At 43.8% G+C, this 16,029-nt stretch carries 6 protein-coding genes and 1 pseudogene; 3 read left to right on the plus strand and 4 right to left on the minus strand.

Features of this window, described 5'->3' with window-relative positions:
* Nucleotides 1-17: 17 nt before the first annotated feature.
* Complete coding sequence (locus SNR28_RS18010) at nucleotides 18-1,451, minus strand: sigma-54-dependent transcriptional regulator (protein WP_375754044.1); 1,434 nt, start codon at nucleotides 1,449-1,451, stop codon at nucleotides 18-20.
* Nucleotides 1,452-1,638: 187 nt separating this feature from the next.
* Here SNR28_RS18010 and mobA point away from each other — a divergent pair, with 187 nt between their 5' ends.
* From mobA to SNR28_RS18025, 3 genes and pseudogenes are all read left to right on the plus strand, one after another.
* The gene (gene mobA, locus SNR28_RS18015) at nucleotides 1,639-2,226 is read left to right on the plus strand and encodes a molybdenum cofactor guanylyltransferase MobA (RefSeq protein WP_375754045.1); all 588 of its coding nucleotides are present in this window, start codon (nucleotides 1,639-1,641) and stop codon (nucleotides 2,224-2,226) included.
* Nucleotides 2,219-2,737, plus strand: a pseudogene (mobB, locus tag SNR28_RS18020) (molybdopterin-guanine dinucleotide biosynthesis protein B); the annotation flags it as partial. The gene mobA and the pseudogene mobB, both read left to right, overlap by 8 nt.
* A gap of 24 nt (nucleotides 2,738-2,761) precedes the next feature.
* On the plus strand, nucleotides 2,762-3,022 hold the full coding sequence (locus SNR28_RS18025; protein WP_375754046.1) for a DUF2960 family protein: 261 nt from the start codon (nucleotides 2,762-2,764) through the stop codon (nucleotides 3,020-3,022).
* An 82-nt stretch (nucleotides 3,023-3,104) separates the two neighbouring features.
* Here SNR28_RS18025 and nagK read toward each other — a convergent pair whose 3' ends face one another.
* The 3 genes from nagK to SNR28_RS18040 all read right to left on the minus strand — a co-directional run bounded on the left by nagK (nucleotide 3,105) and on the right by SNR28_RS18040 (nucleotide 15,915).
* A complete protein-coding gene (gene nagK, locus SNR28_RS18030) occupies nucleotides 3,105-4,013 on the minus strand; it encodes an N-acetylglucosamine kinase (protein ID WP_375754047.1) in 909 nt (302 codons plus the stop codon).
* Nucleotides 4,014-4,157: 144 nt separating this feature from the next.
* Nucleotides 4,158-4,895: a tRNA-uridine aminocarboxypropyltransferase gene (locus SNR28_RS18035; RefSeq protein WP_375754048.1), complete on the minus strand. Its 738-nt coding sequence runs from the start codon at nucleotides 4,893-4,895 to the stop codon at nucleotides 4,158-4,160.
* A gap of 124 nt (nucleotides 4,896-5,019) precedes the next feature.
* The gene (locus tag SNR28_RS18040; RefSeq protein ID WP_375754049.1) at nucleotides 5,020-15,915 is read right to left on the minus strand and encodes a retention module-containing protein; all 10,896 of its coding nucleotides are present in this window, start codon (nucleotides 15,913-15,915) and stop codon (nucleotides 5,020-5,022) included.
* Nucleotides 15,916-16,029: the final 114 nt, after the last annotated feature.

Consider the following 16,029-nt stretch of genomic DNA (forward strand, 5'->3'; position numbering starts at 1 on the left):
ACTCTCTACGGTCTGCCTTACTCCTCTTTATCCCATAGCTTAAACTTACGCTCTAATGTCTTTCGTGCGACTCCAAGTTGTTTAGCTGCTGCGGACTTGTTTCCATCGTTGTAGTCCACTACCTGCTGAATATGTGCCTTTTCAACGTCCTTAAGCGTCCAGTCCAGCGGGTAACCGTTCGCCATATCCGAACCTAAGTCTGGTATCGTTGCTGAGTCTACCTGGTTTGAAGCCACCATAGAGATTCCGGCATTTTTATAACCCGTTATATCAAACCCAAGTTCACGCCAGTGTTGCGTTGGAGGCTTTCCAACAAGAATACATCTCTCGATAATGTTTTTTAGCTCTCGAACATTCCCCGGCCATTCATAATGAAACATGGATTTGATGTCATCTTCTTCCCACTCAAACGATGTTTCATTGCCCTGCTCCTCAAGTATTTGTTCAGTAAAGTACTTTACCAAAGCATTGAGATCCTCTTTGCGCTCTCTAAGAGGAAGCAAATCGACACAAAGTACACTGAGTCGATAATAGAGATCTTCGCGAAATCGACGAGCTCTTACGGCTGTTTTAAGGTCTTTATTGGTCGCGGCAATAATTCTGACGTCGATAGGGGTATGGTTAATCTCATCACTTACACGCATGCATCGCTCATCGATGATCCTTAAAAGCGCTCCCTGAATCCCCATAGGGAGTTCGCTGACCTGATCGAGAAACAATGTTCCACCTTTAGCAAGCTGAAAGACATTGTCACGCCTGCCAAAGAACTCTTCGTTGAGCTGTTTTTCTGATGCGCTGCAGTTAACAGGAATGAAAGGACCACAACGATGACTATGATGGTGAAGCCCTCTTGCGACTAGCTCCTTCCCTGTTCCTGACTCGCCTTCGATGAGTACAGGAGCCTTAGAAGGAGCTAACTGCTTTACCGTTCGGAGCAGTAGCTTGGTAGCTTCCGATTCCCCGACGATTTCATCCGAGTAATATCGCCTCAAATCTCTGTTCTGCGCAATCGCAGTTCGTTGATGAATAATGCGATCAGCACAACGCTTTATTGACTCAATGACACGAGGGTATTCGAAAGGCTTAAGGATGAGATCACAAGCCCCTATCCTCATCTGAGACACGGCTATAGAAACCGATTCTCGTTCGGCTGTATAGATAACACAACCAGGTACTTTATCACCACTTAAGTAATCAGCATCCCAGTTGCTTCCCTCCATCGCTGGGGGATTAATATTTAGAAGGATAATATCATAACGTTCAAGGACGCTAGATTCTGACTCAGAGACACCTGATATTACGCTCACGCGAAATGAGATCGCTGACAGTAACTCGGACAGCTTTTTTTGAATCGTGACATCGTCATCAACTATTAATACTGATAAACCTTTGTAGCGCGGTTCCACTGTTAATTTGTGAGCGAAAGAAATAGAATTTGCCGAGTTATTCATAAAGACAGTTATTGTTGTTCTTTATGCGCAAATAGTTGCGCAAATACCACTATGAACGCGATACCATATCAAAATCTTTTATCACACACTACAATTTTATTATGTGTCGTGTTGTATATTTTGTTTAAAAAGAAATCAACTTGTCTATAAGTTATTGGAATAATTATTGTTGCCGGGAAAGATTAAATTGAAAAAAAGAAACAACCTGAGCTGGACGATCCTCGCAGGAGGAGAAGCTAAAAGAATGGGTGGCTCAGATAAAGGATTAATAAATCTAAATGGCAAGCCTTTAATTGAACATGTACTCGATGTATTGACACCTCAAATCGCTACCATTTCAATCAGTGCAAACCGAAATATTGAAATATATCAGAAATATGCCCCTGTCATTAGCGACGAACGGGAGGGATTTCAAGGACCATTAGCTGGCATTGAGCGCGGAATAATGAACTCAGAATCCGAATGGGTGGGATTTGTTCCATGTGATTCACCAAACATCTCTGATGATCTGGTTTCGAGATTAAGCAGCAAACTAGACCCTGAGGTTGATATTTATGTGGCTTCCGACGCCAACAAACTTCAGCCCGTATTTAGTGTTTGGAATAAAAAAGTGCTACCAAAGCTGACTAACTATCTCGAGAACGGTGACCGAAAGATCATGCTTTTTTTCAAAAGCTGCAACACGGTTTCCGTCGACTTTAGTGACATACCGGAAATCTTTGCCAACCTAAACTCAAAAGAAGATTTGATTAAATTTGGAAACAACCATGATTAAGCGCCCTAACCTTCCACTTTTAGGATTCGCAGCATATAGCGGAACAGGAAAAACAACTCTATTAGAAGCTCTGCTGCCTTTGATTCGTCAACAGAACATTCGTGTTGCAGTACTAAAACACGCTCACCACGATTTTGATGTTGACCAACCAGGAAAAGACAGTTATCGACTTCGCAAAGCTGGTGCTGATCAAATGCTATTGGCTTCTGGAAACCGTCACGTATTGATGACTGAAACACCGGAAGAAGAAGCGAGCTTTGAATATCTGCTTAGTATGTTTGACCACTCTAAGTTGGATTTAATTCTCGTCGAAGGGTGTAAAACCCTTTCTTTTCCTAAGATAGAGCTACACCGAGATGAAGTTGGTAAACCCTGGCTTTATACAGACGATAGCGATATCATCGCCATCGCAGCAGATTGTACGCCGGTGACAGAGACACAGTTACCCGTGTTAGACATTAATGACATTACAGCAATCAGCCAATTCGTTGTTGATTACACAAAAAGTTTTATCCCAGAATCAGAGTAGTAACCTATGGCACGCACCATTATTTATGTATACAAGAAACAAGAAAAAACACTGGCCTTTTCTTACGAAAAGCATCGTACAATACATGAGGCGGTGGCTGAGGCTGAAGGAATTGACCTTACGGACTATCTGAAAATGGAACAGCAAATTGAAGCCGTATCTGACACCAAAGCAGTGAGAGATTACAGAGATTCTTATTTCAAAAAGATGGGTTTCGGAAAAATAACGCTAGCACAGAAAGAAAACAAAGGTGTAGGTAAAAAGTAAACATCTTGCTTTTCAACATAAGCTAATTCAAAAACGGGCAACTATCAGAGTTGCCCGTTTTTATATCAATCATATTCTGGAATTACTTGATATTCAGGAACGCAGCGCCACGTACACCGCCTGAATCACCATGTTTCGCCTTGATAATCTTAGGGCATTTCGCCACAGAAAGAAGATACTTAGGAATTCGTTTAGGCATCTCTTCGTAGATAAGATCGTAGTTCGAAAGACCACCACCCAGAGCGACAACATGCGGGTCAAACGCGGTGAACAAGTTAGCAAAGCAAATCGCCAGTAGTTCCATAAAACGCTCAACATGCTCGACCGCTTTCTCTTCACCTTCAGCCTGCGCTTTAATGATATCGATCGCTTTCTTTTTCTCACCGTAGTAGTGAGTGTATAGCTGTTCGAAACCACGACCAGAGAGGTAGTTATCAAGACAACCCTTCTTATCACAACCACAGTCAAAGATTGGCGCATTCTCACCTAAATGGAACCATGCATCCAAAGGAAGACGCATATGGCCTACTTCGCCAGCAACGTTGTTTCGGCCAGAAAATACTTTACCGTCAAACACAAAACCACCACCGAAGCCAGTACCAAGAATTAGGCCTGCTACTGAAGGTTCACCCTGAAGATCTTCATCCCAAGCTTCAGATAGTGCGAAACAGTTTGCATCGTTTTCTACCTTCACTTCACGGCCAATACGCGCTTCTAGATCTTTACGAAGTGGTTTACCTTTTGCAGCAGGAATATTTACGGTTAAAACAGTACCATCATCAGCATCTTCCATACCTGGCAGACCAATACCAATTTTGCCCGTAGTTTCCAACTCCGCATCGTACTTTTCAACAAGACCAGCGAGTGTATCTACCAGCAGTTGATAATCATCACCTGGTGTCGGCACGCGTTCAGTTGCAACGCGTTCAAGTTTATCGTTAAAAGCACCAAACTCAATCTTAGTGCCACCGACATCAAAGCCATAGTACATAGTTATTCTCTCCTAGAAATACGTGCTCCAAACGCGGAACACAAATAAAACTCTGTGCATTATCCATATCTCACGCGTGGTCGTCCGTGACGCAAGACAAATAAATTCTTTTGATACAACTTGTTGAGCGACTTATCACCAGATTTAGTCCCTTACGCAGTCTGACATACCCAAGTAACGCTTGAGCGCTGGGCGGGTTAAATCTGTTCTCAATCTTGTTTTGCTCAGCAAATAGCTTTCCCGAAATACAGCAAACCAGCTAGATAATACTTTAGATGCCGCAGGCTGAGACAATTGTTCCAGAACTAAAGAAGCCACTTCTGCTGTGGACAGATGGTTTTCATTATCAGAACTTCTCATTATGTATTCAGATACTTTTTCAGGTGTGACTGAGATGACTGGAAACCTATCCAGATATGGCGATTTTCTGAAAATTCTTCTCGCTTCACGCCAACTTCCGTCAATAAATATTAACAGCGGTGTTTTATCTCCCTGCATCATGGAGTCCGATTCGCTGACAATTCTCGCCTTGTTCTCCACATACTCTTGCGGGAAAACCACAACAGGTTGGTAGTTTGGATCATCGAGGAGTACCAGCAACTCTGAGGCTGGCTCTGTTCTGGACCATTGAAAGCAGAAAGTATTTTTTATCGTATCAGCAATTAGCCTGCCAGTATTACTGGGTTTAAGCACTTCATTTTCGGACATGATAATAAGTGCAGAAACATCGGTATCTATATCCGGCTGATGCTCGCAAATACAAAAGTTCTTTGCGATACAACAGCGCTCGCAGCGGTCAACTTTCGCTCCTCTGGCGCGAAATGGTCGCGTCGAGGCTTCTTTTCTGGAATCGATCAGTTTATGAACAGCATGAATTCTCATTGGGTCATGAGCCTAAAGCATTATCTGGCAAAAACAGGGATTGTACTTATCACTGTCCACAGGTCAAAGAAAAAGGGCTTACTTGAATAAAATAAGCCCTTTCGTACAACGATTATTATCAGAATCAATCTAAATTCATATTGCTCACCAAAATAGAAAACAGATCGTCTGATATTCCCGTTCCACCACTGATGCCATTTTCAAAGCTAGTGATGTCTTCATCGCTTAGGTGTTCCAGCTTGATGGTCTGCGTTCTGGCATCCGCCCCACTCCCAACGGTGATATCCATCGTTACGGATTTATTAGTTGCATCCGTAACATCCGTCTGGATATTCGATAGCAGCGTATTCATTTCATCGGCTGAAGAGTGATCTTGCAACAAATCACCAAAGTGCAGCTTATCTTCACCAAGGTTAAAGTCGGTAATCGTATCTGTGGCACCATTATCAATGGAAGCGTCAGACCAGGCGAAAGTATCAGCACCTATGCCACCTGTCATTTGGTCGCTTCCAAGGCCACCTATTAATACGTCATTGCCCTCACCGCCGAGTAGGATATCGTCACCCTCACCACCGATAAGAATGTCATTACCATCCCCACCGGAAATGGTTACACTCTGATTTGTTGTATTTACCAGGTGATCTTCCCCAGTGGTTCCGTCAATACTATTCCCAACATCCAGCGTCACGATTAAGCTGGTATCAGATGTTTGTGGCGATGCATCCCCATCTTTCGCAACAGCAGTAATCTTGATGTCACTTGTTTCAGTAACACCATCTACTCTTACTTCAATGTTCGCGGAGGCAGAAGCGATGGTATAAGTACCGTTCGAAGAAAGAACCTCACTCCCATCAACCCAGATCGATGCACCAGAAGGAACGTCGGTCACCTGCAGGGACACTATTTCCGTTGCACTGGCTTCCTGCATTGAACCAACAATACTCGCGATCATAATAGATGCAGCAGTACTGCTATTTATGGCTGCAACATAACGGTCTCTTTCTGTGGATAACAAAGGTATATCACTTATAGGATTCACCGTTACGGTGGCGGTTGTGGTTATCTGATTACCAGTGCTATCTTCAACAACATAAGTAATGATTTCCACGCCATTAAAGTTCTCAGCTGGTTTGTAATCAAAGATCCCGTTACCTTTATCGGTAAACACTCCACCTTGGTTACCTGAAACAGAAACGACTGACAACGAGTCTCCATCTGTGGCGATATCAGCGTCGCTAATTCCGGTCAGCAAGTTCAGCGGAGTTGTACTATCTTCATTTACCGATGTTGTAAGCGGTGTGTCTACTACCGGAGCATCATCTTTCGGTGTGATGTCAATCGTTACAACCTGCATGTCGAAGGCATCTACGTCGGTATCACTCGCTTCTGTCGTAGCGGAATCTCGTTGTCCATTATCGTCCGAGTATGCCTTGATGGTCACTTCCGGATTCCAGGTACCTGAAGAGTTGTTGTTTAGGTCCAATCCATTCATATCAAGCTCAACACTGCTCACTTGTTGCAGATTGGTTTCAACGATCCAGGCTCCGGTATAAGTACCGTTTACCATTTCAGGTTGAGCCTTATATTCATATGATGCTGCAGGATTTGTCGGATCGAACGCTGTTTTACTTGGTATCCCGATTAGAGCACCTTCCGGTACATTTTCAATACGTAAGTAGACTGTTTCTGCTGGATTTTCACCCGATAAAGAAGTAGAAAGTTCACCATCAATGACTTTGGCATTTATTGCGATCGTTACTTTCTCGCCTTCATCCAACGATACTGATGAATCTATACGCGTGTCGATAGTATCTGCAACAGGATTTACAGTAAGATTTATGTCTCCGGTTTGTTCTTTTGGCTCCTTGTCATCTTTTTCCTGTGTGTAAACAACATACCCTAAAGTAACGTCCCCACTGAAGTCTTCTGCTGGGATTATCTGAATTCCCGATAAATCAACAGTACCATTGTTTACGACACTCATGTCCAGGATTCTAATACTCCACTCACCATTGCCATTGTTACTCACTGTAAACTGGCTTGAGTTACTCGCCTGAACCAGGAAATCATCCGGAACGCTTGTTAGTTTGAATGACACAAACTCTTCAGATCCATCAGTGTCATCAAGTGTAAAGTTGAGTCCCGTCAGTGATATAGATGTGTCTTCATCGCCACTGATGTTCTTATCGCCCAAAGAAGCAGTCGTTACACCATCCACTACAGATTGAATATCAAAAGAAACCGTCGCATTGAAATTGGTATCGGTGACAGTAACACCCGCCCCTAAACCAGATGTTTTATCTATTATCGTCCCGCTCAAAGATAAGGTAACATCATCTCCAGAGTAGTCTTTCGGAGGCGTGTACTTAATACCACTCAAGACTGTTTCCATATCGGCTACACTAGCATCTATAGTAATCGAGCCATCCGCTCCCTGAGTCACACCTGTTGTTATATTGGTTGTGATAACACCGCCAACATTGGTGTCAGGAGTAATCGTAAGTGTTGAGAATGATTCTAGCCCCTCAGACAAGTTAGTACTGCTATCTTTCCATTCAAAGTGGTTTAGATTTAACTTTATCTGACTATCTTCATAAGCTTTACCTGCTTCAGGAGATTCTACCCCCGGCTCACCATGCTGGGCTTCACCATTTACACCATCAGTTACGATTCCCTGAACAATATCGTACTCACCATCAACCAGCGACGTATCTTTCACCCCATCAATAACAGGGGTTACTTCTACCGTGATGTTTCCAGATTGTTCGTTCTCATCACCAGATGTTATGTCAGTGACGATAACTGTATAAGGAACTGATAGTTGGCCTGCATAATCAGCCGGAAGCGTTAATGACAACTCACCCAGAGCATCTGAATTTAAAGTGCCATCTGCATTAATATTGGTGCTGGAAATAGTAACGGGGAATTTTTTACCATCAACAAAGTTATCTTCACCATTGTTAGAAGTAACGCTGGTGCCTTTCGGTGCATTAGTAAAATCAAATACCAAAGTGATCTGGTCTTGAGACAAATCACTCATAGTTGATGGATCTATCTTGATAGCACTTTCCATCAAACCATCAAGGTCAACAGATGGAATTTGATCCTCTAAACCTTGAACTACAACATCATCGGTTATTGGAGTGGCAGCTATCGTATCGACACTATTGTTAGTATCAGGATCTTCAAATATAAATGACACCGTTTTGGACGTTACTTTAGAAGAAACTGGATCAGACTCGTCCCCCATATCTGTTGCAGTGGCATGTATTTTCACATTTAACGTTGCAAGAGAATCATCGAGGTTATAAAGACCATTTGGCGCATTTATCGCAAAGTCTGATTCACTAGTGACAATCCACTGACCACCACCAATATTCACTGCCCCTGAGACAAACAGCTGATCAAGCAAGTGCTCCTCATTTGCACTAAGAACACCACCGCTTCCAAAACCGAAGTCAACAATGACCTGATCCACTTTTTCCACTGAATCATAGCTGCCTGATATTCCGGTATCCAGATCGGCGAAGTTAATCGAGTAATCGCTACTAGATGGGTCATTAACAGTAAACTCTGCCTTGCCCCCACTAATTGATTGCACTCCAGAAACGTCAGCACCGGATTGAGTAACATCAAGATCACTATGTTCAAGCGTTGCACGAAGATTGACGTTGACTGAGCCTGTGTATACTGCTTCGACTTCAACCAAGTTGCTGTTTGTTGACACATCAGATGTATCAGTATCTATCTCTTTAACCGTAACAGACGTATTGATAGAAAAATCTTCACTCGAGTCTTTTGGTGTGGTCGACGTGATCTTGAGATTACCTTTGGTAAGCTCTGCACCATCATTGGCAACGATGGTAACCTGCTCAGTGGCATTAAATGTATAAGATGCGCCTGCTGGCGTAATAAGGTCACCATTTGACGCGTACAGCTTGTAAGAACTGCTTGTTTCTATAGTTAGCGTAATACCATCTAAATTACTGCCACCACCCACAACAACTTTACTGACAAACTCTTTGTCGCCAGATTCCGAGTCATTAAGTTGCTGCCCTTGAGGATACCAATCAATATCAACGCCATTAGTACTATCTTCTTGCCCAGAAACACTGTTTGAATAAACACTGTTCTCAAACCCGGTGATTTCAGGCGTGACTTTAATATCAATGCGTTTAGTTGTGGTCGACACGTTGCCATCATTCTCGGTTACGATAATGTCAGCAAACAAATGGATATCATCTGTCGTGTTGTTAGTTGGAATAACCTTTATATCCGATCCCGTTTGCAGTTCGTACTTAGGGTAGCCATCCGCGGTTGTCCCAACATACGTAGTATCAATCCCGTTGCCTGTGTCAGCATCAACTATTTTGTACTCACCGGTACTGCCATTGTTACGTATTACTAACGTTATCTTTTCAGAGCTGTCTTCGCTGACGTTCTCATCAGCTCCACCTTCTCCACTGAATAGTTTGAAATCTAGTGTCGCTTCACCATTTTCGGAAATCGTTGTTTCTATGCCGTCAGCACTCTCGATCCAAGTGTTGGTCGTCCCTGTAGTGGATATTACGCCTTGATCGGCAATGCCCTTAATATCAACATAAATGCTACTGCTTCCGATCACCTGTGTATCTGTACCCTCTCCAGTGGAAAGTTGCGCGGTATCTTTGATCGATGCAGTTACGTTAATGTTGAAATCTATATTACTTTCGGCTGGTAATTTAAAAGTCACCAATCCATTAGAAATATCCGTATAATCCAGCTCAATCGGCTCGTCACTTCGTGTATAAGTATGGCCTGGCGCAGAAATTGAAGCGCCCTCTGGTAAACCAGTTATCGATACCAATACACTTTCCGAACCATCCGAAGAATCGTCCCCTCTATTGACCGTAATATGGTCATTGAGATCAAAAGAGCTATCTTCTTCAATACTTACTCTACTCACCGTCAGAAGAGCTGAATCCACATCAGCCACTGGCTCCACATCGTAAACCAAGTCTACTTTGTCGACGTCAAGCGTTTCAGCTTTCTCTGTATTAATCAATTTACCCTGTTCTTCAGAGATCGCACTGGCTTTAAAAGAAATCTGTCCACTAAACTGCGTCAAAGGTTCAACGACGACTTTACCTTGCTCAATATCGTCAGCATCCAGAATATAGTAGTAAACTCCGTTATCTTCCTTTGGTGTTACAACCTGCCCATCAACGATAAGTTGGTAATTCTTGGGTGAATCAGTTGCAGCATCTATCTCTCCTGCAGGAATCTCGAGTCGATATTCGATAATTTCTTCGTCGGTTGGATCAGAAGGCTGAGCGTTGAGTTTAACAACGACGGTTTCACCCTCAGAGATAGTCTCATGCTCTTTATGTGTGTCTGAATCTGATTTATCCCAAACAGGATTATCTGCAATTGCCTCAACTTTTATTTTGATATTGCTGTTACTGACATTTTCATCTTTGGCATCATCACGGCTAACACGAGCATCTAATACAAAAGTGTCGTACTTATTATCTGTAGTTGAGAAATCTTCCTCGGGAATAAAATAGATACCGCTAATCGTTACATTTCCATCGCTATCCGGTGCACTTATCAGGCTAGAATCGGTAACGGTATACCAACCAGGTTTAGTGGTGTTGTCCAGTAGTACATAGCTACCACCTGACAATGTGTAGAACTTCCCAGCTTGGTCACCCTTGGTATCTAGTTCCTTGATATAAAAAGCAGAAACTGTCTCGTTCGAATCCACATCACCAACATTAACCGTAAAACTTAGTTGCTTAGGTGTTAGCACATTGGAATCTGAGTTGTCATGAGCATCCTGACTTCCCTGATCTTCAACAACTGTTACTTTTTGTTTTGTGATAGATGAGTTTCGGTCATCAATATAGATTTTGAGTGGTTCGGTAACAATATCATTGTCACCATCAGTTGCTTTTACATAAAGCGGAATATGAATACCATTCGCACCAAAAGGTAGGTCATCACCACTTCCTGTAAAGGTTACTTTCCCATTAAAACTGTTATTTACATCCAGCGTACCAATTTCGTAAACCACTGAGTTAAAGTTATATTTTAATGTATAAACTGTTGTATCCGTTGTTGATTGCTCAAGGATGATGTTGGCGAGGTCTAGATCATAAGCACCAGGGAAGTTAGCTGCGATATCCGCGTCACTTTCGGGTAATACAATCTCTATATTTTGAATGCTATCGGAGCCTGCATGCCCATCTTCTGTTTTATTGTTGTTATCACTAAATACATCAATCGTCTTACTCTTAGTCTGATTCTCGTCCCTTTTTATATACAGATTCTCTCGCAACTCAGGCGTATCATCGGTAACAGTAACATCAAGACTAAAGTCTGAAGACTTATCTCCATCAGTATCGACGGCAATAACAGGAATATCTATTAGCAACTCGGTATCTGAGTTTGTTTTGTCATGATCCAAAGTTTCTAGCAGCTCAAATGAGTAATTACCATTCTGAGATACCTCAACGACAAATGCATCACTATCTAAAGTGCCATCACCATTACTATCAAAACGTCCGGTATATTGCTTATCGGGACTACCACCCGGAGACGTTGTTTCCACTAGCGTGATAGGTTTTCCGTCAGTAGAAAGGCTATTCTGAGTATTAAAGTTAGTTACGTTGATTTCATAATGATCAATGGCATCACTACCAGCATCAACGCTAATACTGCCTTGTTTTGTGGTTGCGACCGAATCCGGTTGAGAGCCATCAGATAGATTCGATTCATTTAAGCTTAACGGAGTATTTCCAGTGATCACCGGATCTGTTCCATCATCAATTTTTACGTTGATTTCAGCACTGGTGGTATCACCGTCGGTGTCTGTGGCTTTGATTTCTAAATCAAAATCACTGGCACTCACTCCAAGGCTATCACCATCTGTCGCGTTATCCTGATCGATTGGCAGATACTGCTTCACCGTGTACTCACCACTCAGGTTTGAGTTCAGAGTCAGCGTCATGACGGTTTCGTTACTGCCGTCCACTTTTACAGTGATCGTCTTGCCATCGGATGAGAGCTCATAACTGGTCTCTCTATCGTTACTGGTTAGGTTGTTCAAAATGGTTTGAGTCGCAGCAGGAATGACCCACTCGACATCTTCAATCGCGTCTGAGCCTTTCGAAAGCGCAACAGACTCTGTCGCTGTTAGGGCATGACCATCTGTACCATCTAATGTCTTCGTTTCTATCAATGTAACTGAGCTGTTCGTATTCCCTACCGTCGCGTTAGCACCGTCTACAATCTCGATAGCGACGCTTGCGGTCGTTTCATCTCCGTCTGTGTCTGTGGCTTTGATTTGCAAATCAAAATCACTGGCGCTCACTCCAAGGCTATCACCATCGGTCGCGTTATCCTGATCGATTGGCAGATACTGCTTCACCGTGTACTCGCCACTCAGATTAGAGTTCAGAGTCAGCGTCATGACGGTTTCGTTACTGCCGTCCACTTTTACGGTTATGGTCTTGCCATCTGAAGAGAGCTCATAGCTGGTCTCTCTATCGTTACTGGTTATGTTGTTCAAAATGGTTTGAGTCGCAGTAGGAATAACCCACTCCACGTCCTCAATTGCGTCTGAGCCTTTCGAAAATGCAACCGACTCGGTCGCTGTTAGGGCATGACCATCTGTACCATCTAATGTCTTCGTTTCTATCAATGTAACTGAACTGGTCGGATCCCCCACCGTCGCGTCTGGACCATCGACTATCTCGATAGAAATGGTTGCTCTCGTCTCATCTCCATCCGTGTCTGTGGCTTTGATTTGCAAATCAAAATCACTGGCACTCACACCAAGGCTATCACCATCGGTTGCGTTATCCTGGTCGATTGGCAGGTACTGCTTCACCGTATACTCACCACTCAGGTCTGAGTTCAGGGTCAGCGTCATGACTGTTTCGTTGCTGCCGTCCACTTTTACGGTTATGGTCTTGCCATCGGAAGAGAGCTCATAGCTGGTCTCTCTATCGTTACTGGTTATGTTGTTCAGGATGGTTTGAGTCGCAGTAGGAATAACCCACTCCACGTCCTCAATTGCGTCTGAGCCTTTAGAAAAGGTAACCGACTCTATCGCTGTCAAGGCTTGACCATCTGTACCATCTAATGTCTTCGTTTCTGTTAATGTAACTGAGCTGTTCGGCTCCCCCACCGTCGCGTCCGGACCATCGACTATCTCGATAGAAATGGTTGCGGTCGTCTCATCTCCATCCGTATCTGTGGCTTTGATTTGTAAATCAAAATCACTGGCGCTCACACCAAGGCTGTCACCATCGGTCGCGTTATCCTGATCGATTGGCAGGTACTGCTTCACCGTATACTCACCACTCAGGTCTGAGTTCAGGGTCAGCGTCATGACTGTCTCGTTGCTGCCGTCCACTTTTACGGTTATGGTCTTGCCATCGGAAGAGAGCTCATAGCTGGTCTCTCTATCGTTACTGGTTATGTTGTTCAGGATGGTTTGAGTCGCAGTAGGAATAACCCACTCCACGTCCTCAATTGCGTCTGAGCCTTTAGAAAAGGTAACCGACTCTATCGCTGTCAAGGCTTGACCATCTGTACCATCTAATGTCTTCGTTTCTGTTAATGTAACTGAGCTGTTCGGCTCCCCCACCGTCGCGTCCGGACCATCGACTATCTCGATAGAAATGGTTGCGGTCGTCTCATCTCCATCCGTATCTGTGGCTTTGATTTGTAAATCAAAATCACTGGCGCTCACACCAAGGCTGTCACCATCGGTCGCGTTATCCTGATCGATTGGCAGGTACTGCGTCAACGTGTACTCACCGCTAAGATTGGAGTTCAAGGTCAGCGTCATGACTGTTTCGTTGCTGCCGTCCACTTTTACAGTTATGGTCTTGCCATCTGAAGAGAGCTCATAATTGGTCTCTCTATCGTTACTGGTTATGTTGTTCAAAATGGTTTGAGTCGCAGTAGGAATAACCCACTCCACATCCTCAATTGCGTCTGAGCCTTTCGAAAATGCAACCGACTCGGTCGCTGTTAAGGCATGACCATCTGTACCATCCAATGTCTTCGTTTCGGTCAATGTAACTGAGCTGTTCGTATTCCCCACCGTCGCGTTAGCACCGTCTACAATCTCGATAGCGACGCTTGCGGTCGTTTCATCTCCGTCCGTGTCTGTGGCTTTGATTTGTAAATCAAAATCACTGGCGCTCACACCAAGGCTGTCACCATCGGTCGCGTTATCCTGATCGATTGGCAGGTACTGCATCACCGTGTACTCACCGCTAAGATTGGAGTTCAAGGTCAGCGTCATGACTGTTTCGTTGCTGCCGTCCACTTTTACGGTTATGGTCTTGCCATCTGAAGAGAGCTCATAATTGGTCTCTCTATCGTTACTGGTTATGTTGTTCAAAATGGTTTGAGTCGCAGTAGGAATAACCCACTCCACGTCCTCAATTGCGTCTGAGCCTTTCGAAAATGCAACCGACTCGGTCGCTGTTAGGGCATGACCATCTGTACCATCTAATGTCGTTGTTTCTGTCAACGTAACTGAGCTAGAAGAGTTACCAACTGAAATGTCAGCACCATCCGTAACATTAAAATCAATAGAATTAGTGACAATGTCACCATCATAATCGGTCGAAGTTACTGGCAGAGAAATATTCGTGATATCTAAGCTGGTATTAGATTCTTCTAATGGCTGGCTGAGAGTCAGAGTGTAGTTCCCATCAAGGCTTACTGTTGCTTGCAGAACAGAAATCGTAGGATCGTCTGCCAACACAACTGTTAGCGTTCTTCCATCATCAGACAGGCTTGCGACAAGACTTGAATTATTGGACAGAAGACTGTCAAACTGAGTTAGTACACTCTCATCAAATCGAATATCTTGAAGCGCATCAGAGCCAATCTCAAAGACTTGGCCGCTTGTTGCAAATGGGGTTGACGTTGATAGATCCGTGGCCTCGGTATAATCGATGTTAACTGGTGTAGCACTCTGGTTTGCACCATCGACAATCGTAATAGTGAGTTCGAGCGGGTCTAACAGTGTGTTTCCACCTACGTCTTCACCCTGAATTGAGATATCAATTTCCAGATTATTATCTGTAAAACGAACTAAACCAGTGGAACCTGCAGAAACATTGTGATCAATCGCTCTCTCAATTGTGGTTGTAAGTGACAGTGTGACATTAGCACCTGCAGAAACTGTATCTATATCGATGGTCAGTACTGTTTCGCCATCTTGGGTACCCACAATAGAGTTAGATGCTGCATCGTAAACAAAGGAAACGGGCGAACCTGACGATGTAATTTCTGCATTTAACTCCGCGAGTAACGCAGTTAGAGACGCATCTGTCGGAGCAAAAGTTGTTGGGTCTAATGCCACTGAGCCCGCAACGATGGTTGCTTCTGTGACAGTAGTTTGAGTATAGCTGTCATCTGATAAACTCCCCTCTGACACCGAAGTAGTAATTGAAAGCCCACCTTCTGCCGGGAAAAGAATATTGTTGTCGTCAAGATCGTCGTCTTCTGATGCTCTTTGCAAGCCAATTGTATCGAACTGTGTAGAGGCTAAGTTTTCTGCACGCGTGGCAGTGATCGTTACCAGACCATTGTTTGAGGAGCCCGCGCCACCAGCTCCAGCCGCAGGACCCGCAGCAGGTGCTTCCAAAATTTCGGTCGGGTCTTCACCAGCCAAAATGGCGGCCTGAATAGCGTCCAGATCTAGAGTATCTTCGCTGGGAGAAGCTGGATTCTGATCAACAACAATATCAGTATTAACCGGAGCAACCGTCAGTTCGACATTGCCGTATTCATATGGGTTCAAGCATGCAACACAGTTACGTTCAACCAAAAACGACTGTCCCTGAACATCTATTACGATTTCACCGTCGCGAGAAGAGAAGACAATGTCATCCCCTTGTAATTGCATATCAGGTGTAATGAGTACCGCAGCGTTACCTGGTCTCACTAAAATCGCATCACCCTTTACATCGACGACTTTGGCTGAAGCGTTTAGGACCTGCTCTCTCATAACTCTTACCTCAGAAGATCTATCAAACTTATTTACTAATAATAATGTTTATTAACAATTAACACTATTGTATTAAACATAGTCCTTTCTTACTAGATATGGGTGCGTTTCATC

Origin of the sequence: Vibrio iocasae (assembly GCF_042245395.1) — a bacterium.
Lineage (GTDB): Bacteria > Pseudomonadota > Gammaproteobacteria > Enterobacterales > Vibrionaceae > Vibrio > Vibrio iocasae.

Coding starts and splice junctions, on each gene's coding strand:
- SNR28_RS18010 (WP_375754044.1), bottom strand. CDS start 1,451: ATGAATAACTCGGCAAATTCTATTTCTTTCGCTCACAAATTAACAGTG.
- SNR28_RS18025 (WP_375754046.1), top strand. CDS start 2,762: ATGGCACGCACCATTATTTATGTATACAAGAAACAAGAAAAAACACTG.
- nagK (WP_375754047.1), bottom strand. CDS start 4,013: ATGTACTATGGCTTTGATGTCGGTGGCACTAAGATTGAGTTTGGTGCT.
- SNR28_RS18035 (WP_375754048.1), bottom strand. CDS start 4,895: ATGAGAATTCATGCTGTTCATAAACTGATCGATTCCAGAAAAGAAGCC.
- SNR28_RS18040 (WP_375754049.1), bottom strand. CDS start 15,915: ATGAGAGAGCAGGTCCTAAACGCTTCAGCCAAAGTCGTCGATGTAAAG.